At 66.0% G+C, this 6,093-nt stretch carries 7 protein-coding genes; 2 read left to right on the top strand and 5 right to left on the bottom strand.

All coding sequences use genetic code 11. The features are described 5' to 3' along the window. Positions 1-477 precede the first annotated feature (477 nt). The 4 genes from ACFYYN_RS41920 to ACFYYN_RS41905 all read right to left on the bottom strand — a co-directional run bounded on the left by ACFYYN_RS41920 (position 478) and on the right by ACFYYN_RS41905 (position 2,886). On the bottom strand, positions 478-681 hold the full coding sequence (locus tag ACFYYN_RS41920) for a hypothetical protein (protein ID WP_500549981.1): 204 nt from the start codon (positions 679-681) through the stop codon (positions 478-480). Between the two features lie 101 nt (positions 682-782). Continuing rightward, positions 783-1,223: a CBS domain-containing protein gene (locus ACFYYN_RS41915; protein WP_500549980.1), complete on the bottom strand. Its 441-nt coding sequence runs from the start codon at positions 1,221-1,223 to the stop codon at positions 783-785. A 366-nt stretch (positions 1,224-1,589) separates the two neighbouring features. Next, positions 1,590-2,198 carry a hypothetical protein gene (locus tag ACFYYN_RS41910; protein WP_326570011.1) on the bottom strand — a complete coding sequence of 203 codons (609 nt, stop codon included), beginning with the start codon at positions 2,196-2,198 and terminating at the stop codon, positions 1,590-1,592. A 400-nt stretch (positions 2,199-2,598) separates the two neighbouring features. Then, positions 2,599-2,886 (bottom strand): hypothetical protein, encoded by a 288-nt coding sequence (locus ACFYYN_RS41905; protein ID WP_326570015.1) that lies wholly within the window; start codon positions 2,884-2,886, stop codon positions 2,599-2,601. 93 nt (positions 2,887-2,979) lie between these two features. Here ACFYYN_RS41905 and ku point away from each other — a divergent pair, with 93 nt between their 5' ends. Then, positions 2,980-3,699, top strand: a complete 720-nt coding sequence (gene ku, locus ACFYYN_RS41900) for a non-homologous end joining protein Ku (protein ID WP_500549979.1) — start codon at positions 2,980-2,982, stop codon at positions 3,697-3,699. A gap of 324 nt (positions 3,700-4,023) precedes the next feature. Beyond that, positions 4,024-4,995: a TIGR03557 family F420-dependent LLM class oxidoreductase gene (locus ACFYYN_RS41895; protein ID WP_500549978.1), complete on the top strand. Its 972-nt coding sequence runs from the start codon at positions 4,024-4,026 to the stop codon at positions 4,993-4,995. A 355-nt stretch (positions 4,996-5,350) separates the two neighbouring features. Here ACFYYN_RS41895 and ACFYYN_RS41890 read toward each other — a convergent pair whose 3' ends face one another. Then, complete coding sequence (locus ACFYYN_RS41890; protein ID WP_500549977.1) at positions 5,351-5,806, bottom strand: HD domain-containing protein; 456 nt, start codon at positions 5,804-5,806, stop codon at positions 5,351-5,353. Positions 5,807-6,093: the final 287 nt, after the last annotated feature.

The following is a 6,093-nucleotide window of genomic DNA, read 5'->3' as shown; positions in this document are numbered from 1 at the left end:
ACCTCACGCAGACCCTCCGGCGCGGCCTGCGACACATCCAGCTCCGGCCCGGCCTCATCAACGGCTGCCTTGCCGGAACCAGCCTGACCATCACCCCACCGACCCCGACCTGAAAACCTCAGTAACCGCCAATCCGGATCCGGCTGCGCTCCCCGACTCCCACCGCGACTGCACAGTACGGATCACGGTGGTGGTGTCTGAGCCAGCGGCACACCGGTGGCACTCCTGGGGCGAGAGGATGCTGCCGAGTGCTGCCGCCGGCGTGCTGACGGCAACCATGTTCGGCGGCGGTCGGCCCGACGAATGATTCGTTTTCGAGCGAGCGATCCCCGCAACCGAATGTGTGTCGATCATCAACCTGGCGGTGCGGCTTCCCCACTGGCCGCAAGCGGTGTAGCCGCCAGAGCGGGGGTAGCCGCCCTTTAGGGTCCCCTGCCCGGCCCCAAGTGATCCCAATTACCGGGTCAGGCAGGGAACTCACCATATTGTCGGGCCTGCGCTGTGCCAGTCGAACAGCTCGTCGTCCAGATAGATCGAGTCGGGATCGAGGCCCGCACGCCGCAGGAACTCCATCAGGTCCCGAAGGTCGAACGCGATGCCAAGGTCCTGGCAGTCCAGGCACACGCGCCGACCACCACCCTCAGAAGGCGGCGGATACACGACCACCCGATGCCGCTCCATACGCTCAGGATGCCTCCCCCGGAGGAGACGGCGCATCTTGCATGTGCATCCATGTCCTCCCCGACGCGTGCACCGGGAAGGCGTCGCAACCCGCCACCGGATCAGGCGTTGACGTACACCCGGGTCACGAATTCCGCGATCTGGGTGTCCGTCAGATTGCGCGCAAGGTCGGCTTCGCTGATCATGCCGACCAGTTGGTGCCCCTGCTCCGTGTCGATGACTGGCAGGCGTTTGATCTGATGCTGTTCCATCATCCGCAATGCCTCGTCGGCGCCGGCGCTCGCGTCGATCCATCGCAGGTCACCGGCAAGGGTTCCTGCCTGGACCGTTGCAGGGTCGATACCCTCTGCGTCGCACTGGATGACGATGTCGCGGTCGGTGATCAGGCCCGTGAGTTTGTTGTCGTCCCCGCAGATGGGAAGGCATCCGACGTTCAGGTCGCGCATCATCCTTGCCGCTTCCTGGAGCGACTGATGCGCGCCGACACACTGGACTCCGCCGGACATGATGTCCCTGGCCGTGAGCTGGTCGTTGCCCGTCATGCTTTTCTCCTTCGCCCGCGCAGGGAGCCTGTGTTCCAGGGCTGCACGTGCTGCGATCCTGGCTGTCGGGTGCGGTTGACAGCGGACGCTCGGGAGGCTGGTCAGAGCCATCTCGTCGATCGTTTTCGTGCGCCCTGCCGCGGTTCCAAGCCCCTGCTGCAACCTGCCGTTCAACGGGAGGCGCGCTGTACGAAGGCACCCCTCTCTCTCCAGGATCGGCTTCGTCCCTACGGCTCGCATCTGCAGGGAGATCGCCAGGGATGAGACCGTCAGCGGCACCGGATGCACCAACCTGCTGGGCGACAGCCGATCGATGGCAACGGTTCCGGGCCCGTACCGGCAGCCCTTTGCGAGACGTGCGCACGCCTACCTCGACGAGTGCATCAGGTGATGCCAGTCCGGGGTAGCGGGCAAGTGAGGAGCAATCGATAGGGCCCTTTGCCACATGCCCTGGACCTGCTGGGAGGGGCGCTGCTGTTCGTTGTGGACTGCGTTGAGGATGAGCAGCCCTCCCGTCAGAGCCGGTACCGCCCACTGCATGACGGCCAGATGTCGCTGTGCCTTGTCGGTTTCGATCGGGTGCTTGGCCGCCTTCTCCGCATCTTCGGAACGAGTGGAGGAGGCGAGTTCCAGTTTCTTGCCCAGGACGCGGCTGTAGGCCGTGGCAGCCAGTGCCGCTCCGGTCAGAACGGTTTTGGCCAGGGTGGAGGCGGCGACGCCCTGCTGGGCTACGACCCGCGCGGCATTGACCGCAAGCAAACCACTGCTGCCTACGAGGTGGGCGCCGATCGCCGAGGCATTCACCGGGGTCCACTTTGACCAGCCGGAGGCAGCGATCCGGGTGGTGGACTCCCATGTCCCACCCTCGGTCCTAGCTGCGCCGTTCAGCCCGACCGCGCCCATCAGCGAACCGCCGAACCATGCTGCCAGTCCTATGTCGTGCAAGCTGCGCAGCACGGTATTGCGTTCGGACATCGCTCGCTCCCAGGTAGCACGGGGCATCGACAGGCCTGCCGATGCCTTCCACCGTGGCCCCCAGCGATGTCGCTTGCCATTCCAGGTAGTACGAACGGGCCATCCAAGCGCGCTCGCCCCGCGTGTTGGTAGTTGCCTGCGAAACAGGACGACCTTCCGTTGTGTATGTGCCGAGCACCACCCGAGAGCCTCAGCCAGCCCCGCGGGACGCCTTGAGGGGAGGTACGACGGGGTGCCTTGTTTTCGGCTTGCCGGCCCTCGACCGCACGTGTTGGGCGGTCCCGCCGCGGCAGGCAGGGAAAGAGGGACTGGCGGGACCGCGTCTGCGCCCGCCCGGCCGCAGCGTAGGCCCCGCACAACCGGACGGGCAGCTTGGATTGTGGGCGCGAGCACGGGCGCCTCAGGCGGCTACCTTCTCCTGCACCTTGTCCTTGAGGTGATGGATGTCGCTTTCCTGGAGCGTGCCGTCCGCCTGCTCATATTGGCTGAGGGCCAGGCCCAGGCCGAAGAAGGTGGGGGCCCACTCGCCGACGTAGATTCCCCAGCGGTCGGCTCGGGCCAGGCCGACTCCGGGTTCTGCGGTGATGCTGGTGGCCCAGGCAGCGATGGACAGGCCGATGGATGCCAGGCCGGCCAGGTAGGCATGCTCGCTGCGTATGCCCATGCCGTGCATCTTTTGGATGATCATGACGGGCTCCCTCGTTGAAACGACTCCCCCCAAGGGCCCGACTTGCCTTGAATTGTCGTAATAAACATGCTTTGTACGTCCACCGCTGTCACCGTGCCGGAGCATTCCCCGCGCGCAGGCTGCCGCGGGCTGGACGTCGGTATGCGCGCGATCTGGACCGGCTACGTGTCGTTCGGGCTGGTCACCATCCCTGTCCACCTCTATTCGGGGACCGAGGAGCACGGCGCGGGGTTCCATCAAGTTCATGCGCGTGATGGCTCCAGGATCTGGCATCGGAGGGTCTGTGAGAGCGAGGGCGTCAAGGTCCCGCAATCAGAGATCGCGCACGGCCTGGAGTTCCCTGACGGCCGCACCGTCGTGCTCCGCGATGAGGACCTGGCCAAGCTCGCCCTTCCCACGAAGCGAGCCGTCGACGTCCTCGGCTTCGTCGATGAGCGCGGCGTCGACCCGGTGCTCTACTCCCGCGCGTACTGGGTTGGGGCCGACGAGCAGGACCAGCGGCCGTATGCGCTGCTGGTGGAGGCGCTGGCCCGGCACGGTCGGGTTGTGGTAGCCAATGTCACCTTACGCACCCGGGAGCGGCTGGCGGTCCTGAGGCCGAGGCACGGGATACTCGTGCTGCACACACTGCTGTGGCTGGAGGAGATCCGCGAGCCGGACGCGCGCGATCCATTGACCGAGAGCCTGTGCCAGCCTTCGCACCGCCCAGTATCCGCCCAGCTGATCGCACCCCGAGCGGCTCCTTACCCCGGAACACTCGACGACGGTCACCCCAGCGCCAGAACCCGAGTTCCTTCCTCAGCGTTGCCATGACCACCGGACCTCGCTCACAGCGCGCGCCAGCACGCCAGAAACGCGCATGATGGGGATACGGACGTTGCCATGGAACGTGCCCAGCTTGGAGGTGCGGGCCGTGCTGGAACCGCCCGCAGGTCCTGAGCGGCGCCGGTTGAGATGTCCAGCCCGCCCAAAGTGCCGTGCCCAGGCTCTCCGACGGAGCCCTCACAGCCAGCAAGCCGGTGACGGCGATGTCCCAATGTGACCCAGGGGCCACGTGGCTGCTGCGCAGCATCGAGGCGACACCTTGCACACCGAATCGCTCGTCGCCTGATCATCAACCTGTAAGAAGGAAACGCTATGACCGCCTACGGATACTTCCTGTCTTCGGAGGAGTTCGCCCCTGCGGAACTGCTCGACCAGGCACGCATGGCCGAGCAGGCCGGTTTCCAGGCGCTGGCCATCTCCGACCACTTCCATCCTTGGAACGACGAGCAGGGCGAGAGTTCGTTCGTCTGGTCCATGATCGGTGCGTTGTCACAGGTGACGTCGCTGCCGATCACCACTTTGGTTACCTGTCCCACGGTGCGTCTTCATCCGGCGATCAACGCCCAGGCCGCCGCGACAGCGGCCGTGCTCACCGAGGGCCGATTCCGCTTCGGTCTGGGAAGCGGTGAAGCACTCAACGAGCACATTCTCGGCGACGCTTGGCCCGAGGCCGCCGAGCGCCTGCAGATGCTCGAAGAGGCCGTGCAGATCATCAGGAAACTCTCCACCGGAGAACGCGTCACGCACCACGGCACCCACTACACCGTGCAGAACGCCCGCCTCTACACCATTCCCGCCGAACCGGCTCCGCTGTACATCTCCGGCTTCGGGCCCGAAGCCGCCGCGCTGGCCGGCCGCATCGGGGACGGTTTCGTCACGATGACACCCGATACGGCGTTGGTGGAGCAGTTCCGGCGGGCCGGGGGCGGGAGCAAGCCGGTCATCGGCGGGCTGAAGGTCTGCTGGGACACCGACCGAGCGCGCGCGGTGAAAACCGTGCACCGGCTGTGGCCCAACGAGCAGCTTCCGGGCGAGCTGGCTCAGATCCTCCCCACCCCGGAGCACTTCGAGCAGGCCGCCACCCTCGTCACCGAGGACATGATCGCCGACGCCATCGTCTGCGGCGACACCACCAACGACCACGTCGAAGCGATCAGCGCCTACTCTCAGGCCGGCTTCGACGAGGTCTACGTGAACCAGATCGGACCCGATCAAAAGCAGTTCTTCGATTTCTACCGCGCCGAGGTCCTTCCCAGGCTGCACGCTGGCACGTCCACCGGTTGAGTTCTCCGCAGGGCGCGTGCCCTACTTTGCTTCGTCGCAGGCGCGACATGTTCGCTTCGCTGACCGATGGACGAATTGGTGCACTTCCGAGCTCGACAGGGCGTTGTAGGTCGGATCTGCCGCCAGATCTCGCGGGTGGAGGGCAATGTAGGCAAGCAGACGGTGCTGGCCGTACCCAGATGCTCCGGTGCCTTGGAAAATTTCGTTCCTGGGCACCAGGGCGTGCTGAATCTGGACGGCGTCGGCATCGGGCTGCTCGAAGACCGTCCGAGTAGCGCGGCTACCCACCCAGTCATGCGGCATCAACAAACGGTTAGCGCGGGGCGACCGCGGAGCGGGATGGCCTCCGTTGCCGTTACACGTCGCCCGCTGTCAGGCCGAGCAGCCGCCTCAGCCTCGCGTACTTCTCCTCGAGCTGGCGCCGGGCGGGTTCGTCGATCAGGGCGAGCCGGGCGGGGTCAGCGTTATGCGCGAGGTCGGCTTCCTTGATGAGGCGAGCGCCCGGCACGGCAAGGATTCGCCGCACGTATGATTCGTCGCTTTCCCCCGGTCGCTTGGTCATGGCGTCGACCAAGTCCTTCACGTGCTGGGAAAGCTCCGCGAGGATAAGCCACTCTCTCGAGAGCTTCTCGTCTTCGATCGTGTCATGCAGCCAAGCGGCGGCAATCTGCTCGTCCGAGCCGCCCCGCTCCCTGACGCCGTCAACCACGGCCTGGACGTGCTCCAAATAGGGACGTCCCGACTTGTCCATCTGGTGCGCGTGGGCTTCGCGGACAATCCCCTCGATTTGCACGAGCGTAAGGTCCGGCATAAGTACAAATCTACGAGCACCGGCCCAGGGGTGTCCGGAGGAGAACGCACCCGTCTGATCTACCGGCCCAACGGGCGGGTGGATCCGGCGCCAAGGGCCGGGGCGGACTGTCACCGTAGTTCGCCACCCCGCGGCCAGCTCCCGGAGCCGGGAAGACGCTAGCCGCCGCCCAGGCATTGGGCTGCACCGCAGCCGACATCCTGCTCGATCCCGTGGTCTCCGCGGCGGCCTCGACAGAGCATCGTCGTCCGAATGGCTGACAAAGGGGGCGTGCCCGCCTAGGGGCC

Origin of the sequence: Streptomyces sp. NPDC001902, from assembly GCF_042891295.1 — a bacterium.
Classification (GTDB): domain Bacteria; phylum Actinomycetota; class Actinomycetes; order Streptomycetales; family Streptomycetaceae; genus Actinacidiphila.
Note: the sequence above shows the minus strand (reverse complement) of the source record. Positions and strands in the feature narration are given on the sequence as shown.